The following is a 3565-nucleotide window of genomic DNA, read 5'->3' on the forward strand; positions in this document are numbered from 1 at the left end:
GAGATATCCCGGCACCTGGGCGTGCTGAAGAAGGCGGGCCTGGTCACCACCCGGCGCCGCGGGCGGTACGTGTACCACCAGCTGGACGTGGCGGTGGTGGCCCGGCTGGGCAGCGACTTCCTGGAGGGCATCCTGCGCTAGGGCCGTTCTTCCGGATCAGGCCGGCTCCGCCCCAGCGGCGGTCAGTCGAAGCGGATGTGCCGGACGCCGACCTTGGCCTGCCTCAGCCGGGTCCGCAGCGGGCCCTCGGTGTTGGGCCTGAGCGTCAGACCGGCCAGCACGGCGATCCGGTCCGCCGTCTTCGGCACGGTCGAGTGATCCGTCCACAGGTGCTCGGCGAACTCGGGTTCCCGCAGCCGCTCCAGACAGTGGTCGAGCTGCCGTACGGCCCAGCTCTCCCGGCGCAGGCCCGCGTTCCCGCCCGCCTTCCCGGTGACGTACTGGAGGAGGTGCCCGAAACCGCGCTCCCGCAGCCGCCTCAGCACGGTCTCGCGCTCCGCGAGGAGCGTGAAGTGCCGTACATCGTGGCCGAGTTCGCGCAGCCTGCCGACGGTCTCGGCGAAGGCGTCCGGATCGGTGACCGTCATCGGGGCGATCACCACGCCCTCGTGCTCGGCGAGGGCCAGGCCGAGGACCTCGACCACGCCCTGCCGCCAGGACGCCAGGTCCTGGAAGTCTCCGCGCAGTTCGGGCGGCAGCATGCGGCGCAGACCGAAGCCGGCGTGCTCGGGGTCGCAGATGACGCTGCCCGGCAGGCGGCGCTGGATCTCGTGTGCGGTCTGTGTCTTGCCGCCCCCGAAAGGGCCGTTGATCCACAGGAGCATGCGGGAGACCCTACCGAGGCCGCGGTCCGCGGTCAGCCGGGTGGGCGGCGGGCCCCGGTCGACGACGGACTCGGGTCAGCCGTGTCCGCCCGCGCGGACGAGTCCCGTCTCGTAGGCGAGCACCACGACCTGCACCCGGTCCCTCAGTCCCAGCTTGGTCAGGATGCGGCCCACGTGCGTCTTCACGGTCGCCTCGGACAGCACCAGCCGGGCGGCGATCTCGCCGTTCGACAGGCCCTGCGCGACGAGCACCATGACCTCGCGCTCGCGCTCGGTGAGCCGCTCCAGCTCCTTGTGCCGGGGCCGGCCGCCGCCGGTGGGCAGCATGGGCGCGAACCGGTCCAGCAGCCGGCGGGTGGTGGAGGGCGCGACCACGGCGTCACCGCTGTGCACGGCGCGGATCGCGGCCAGCAGGTCGCCGGGCGGCACATCCTTGAGCATGAACCCGGACGCGCCCGCCTTCAGCCCCGAGAAGGCGTACTCGTCGAGGTCGAAGGTGGTGAGGATCAGCACCTTCGGCGGGTCGGGCTGCGCGCAGATGCGGCGGGTGGCCTCGACGCCGTCCAGTTTCGGCATGCGCACATCCATCAGCACCACGTCGACCGCCGTCGCGCGCAGTTCCTGGAGGGCCTCGACGCCGTCGCCCGCCTCGGCGACGACCTCCATGTCCGGCTGGGCGGCGAGCACCATCCGGAATCCGGTGCGCAGCAGCACCTGGTCGTCGACGAGCATCACGCGGATCGTCATCGGGCTCCTCTTCCGTTCGTCGGGGCGGGGCGGGGGTCGCGGGGGGGCAGGCGGACGGTTGAACGGGTGCGCGCGGACCGGCGGGGGCGTGCGCGGGCGTCAGTGCGCCGGTTTGAGCGGCAGCAGGGCGCTGATGCGGAAGCCTCCCCCGGGGCGCGGGCCCGCGTCCAGGGTGCCGCCGACCATGCCGACGCGCTCCCGCATGCCGATCAGGCCGTGGCCCCGGCCGTCGGCGCCGCCCTCCTCGTACAGCTCGTGCGGGGCGCCCTTGCCGTCGTCCTCGACGAGCAGCCCGAGGCCGTCGTCGAAGTAGACCAGGCGCACGCTCGCGCCCGCGTTGGGCCCGCCGTGCTTGCGGGTGTTGGTGAGCGCCTCCTGCACGATGCGGTACGCGGTGAGCTCGACGCCGCTGGGCAGCGGTCGCGGGGTGCCCTCGACACGGAAGTCGACGGGCAGCCCTGAGCCGCGGCACTGCTCGACCAGGTCCTCGATCTGCTCCACGTCGGGCTGCGGCACGTACTCGCCGCTCTCCTGGTGCTCCCCGGTGCGCAGCACGCCGAGCAGCCGGCGCATTTCGGCCAGCGCCTGGCGGCCGGTGGAGGAGATGGTCTCCAGAGCCTTCTTGGCCTGGTCGGGGGCGGCGTCGAGGACGTAGGCGGCGCCGTCGGCCTGCACGACCATCACCGACACGTTGTGCGCGACCACGTCGTGCAGCTCGCGCGCGATCCGGGCCCGCTCGGCGGCGACGGCCACCTTGGCCTGCGCCTCGCGCTCCTTCTCCAGCCGAGCGGCCCGCTCCTCCAGCTGCGCGAAGTAGGCGCGGCGGGTCCGCATGGAGTCGCCGAGGACCCACGCCAGCGCGAACGGCACGGTCTGGAAGACGGCTATCGCGACCTGGCCGAGCGCGCTCGTGTGCTGCTGGGGCCAGCGGATCTGCGCGAGGGCCGCCGCGCACAGGCCGCCCATCAGCGCGAACCGTGAGGCCCAGCGGGCGCCGACCGCGGCGACGGTGTAGATGATCACCAGCATGGCGAAGTCGGCGACCGTCGTCTCGACGTCCAGCACCAGCTGCGCCACGCCCGTCGCCGCCGCGAGCAGCAGCATCTTCTCGGGCATACGGCGGCGCAGCGCGACCACGACGCACAGGACGACGGACACGGCCAGGGCCGCGCCGAGGGATCCGTGGTGGTCGGGCGCCCCGTTGACGCTTGTCACGCTCACGCCGGAGAGCCCGAGCAGGACGAGGGCCCAGGAGCCGTCGACCCACATCGGGTGCCTGCGGAGGAAGTCATAGAGGCGCTGCACGTAACCCAGAGTAGGGAAGCGTGATAGGTGCAGGGGTCAACCGGAGGATCGATCCGCACTCCGTGCTCGTACTCCCCAAGGTGGAGGCCGTGATCACCTGTGCGCCTAGGCTGGCGGGGTGGCGGACGACACAGTGGGCCCCCGGCGGGTGGAGACCTGGCGCGGCTGGCGGGCGGCGGCCGAGGAGGCGCTGTACGGGCCGGACGGCTTCTACCGCCGGCCCGAGGGACCGGCCGGGCACTTCCGTACGTCCGTGCACGCCTCGTCGCTGTTCGCGGCGGCTGTGGCGCGGTTGCTGTGCCGGGTCGACGAGGCGCTGGGGCGCCCTGCGGTCCTCGACTTCGTCGACATGGCGGCCGGGCGGGGCGAACTGGCCGCCGGGGTCCTCGCCGCGCTGCCCGCCGATGTGGCGGCACGCGCGCGCGTGCACGCCGTCGAGGTCGCCGCGCGGCCCGGGGGGCTGGACGAGCGGATCGAGTGGCGGACCGAGCCCCCGCGCGGGATCACAGGGCTGCTGTTCGCCAACGAGTGGCTGGACAACGTGCCGGTGGAGGTCGCCGAGGTCGACTCCGACGGGGTCGTGCGCCGGGTCCTGGTACGGCGGGACGGCACCGAACGGCTCGGGGAACCGCTGACCGACGCCGAGGAGCGGTGGCTGGCGCGCTGGTGGCCGCTGCCGGCCGAACCGG

5 protein-coding genes are annotated in these 3565 nt (G+C 73.5%); 2 read left to right on the top strand and 3 right to left on the bottom strand.

The window, feature by feature from the left end; all coding sequences use genetic code 11:
• Positions 1–141, top strand: a 141-nt coding sequence (locus IE249_RS38730) for an ArsR/SmtB family transcription factor (protein WP_373304473.1), incomplete at its 5' end; no start/stop codon positions are given.
• Between the two features lie 41 nt (positions 142–182).
• On the opposite strand, the gene IE249_RS28375 is transcribed toward IE249_RS38730, so the two are convergent.
• From IE249_RS28375 to IE249_RS28385, 3 genes are all read right to left on the bottom strand, one after another.
• Positions 183–824, bottom strand: coding sequence for an AAA family ATPase (locus IE249_RS28375; protein ID WP_189709251.1), 642 nt, complete (start codon positions 822–824; stop codon positions 183–185).
• A 75-nt stretch (positions 825–899) separates the two neighbouring features.
• Positions 900–1571 carry a response regulator transcription factor gene (locus IE249_RS28380; protein WP_189709253.1) on the bottom strand — a complete coding sequence of 224 codons (672 nt, stop codon included), beginning with the start codon at positions 1569–1571 and terminating at the stop codon, positions 900–902.
• Between the two features lie 99 nt (positions 1572–1670).
• Positions 1671–2876 (bottom strand): sensor histidine kinase, encoded by a 1206-nt coding sequence (locus tag IE249_RS28385; protein WP_189709255.1) that lies wholly within the window; start codon positions 2874–2876, stop codon positions 1671–1673.
• A gap of 118 nt (positions 2877–2994) precedes the next feature.
• Between IE249_RS28385 and IE249_RS38735 the strand changes: the two genes are divergently transcribed.
• Positions 2995–3565 (top strand): SAM-dependent methyltransferase (locus IE249_RS38735; RefSeq protein ID WP_229859427.1); only part of this gene is annotated, 571 nt, incomplete at its 3' end.

This window comes from Streptomyces anandii JCM 4720 (assembly GCF_014650655.1).
In the GTDB taxonomy this organism is placed as follows: domain Bacteria; phylum Actinomycetota; class Actinomycetes; order Streptomycetales; family Streptomycetaceae; genus Streptomyces; species Streptomyces anandii.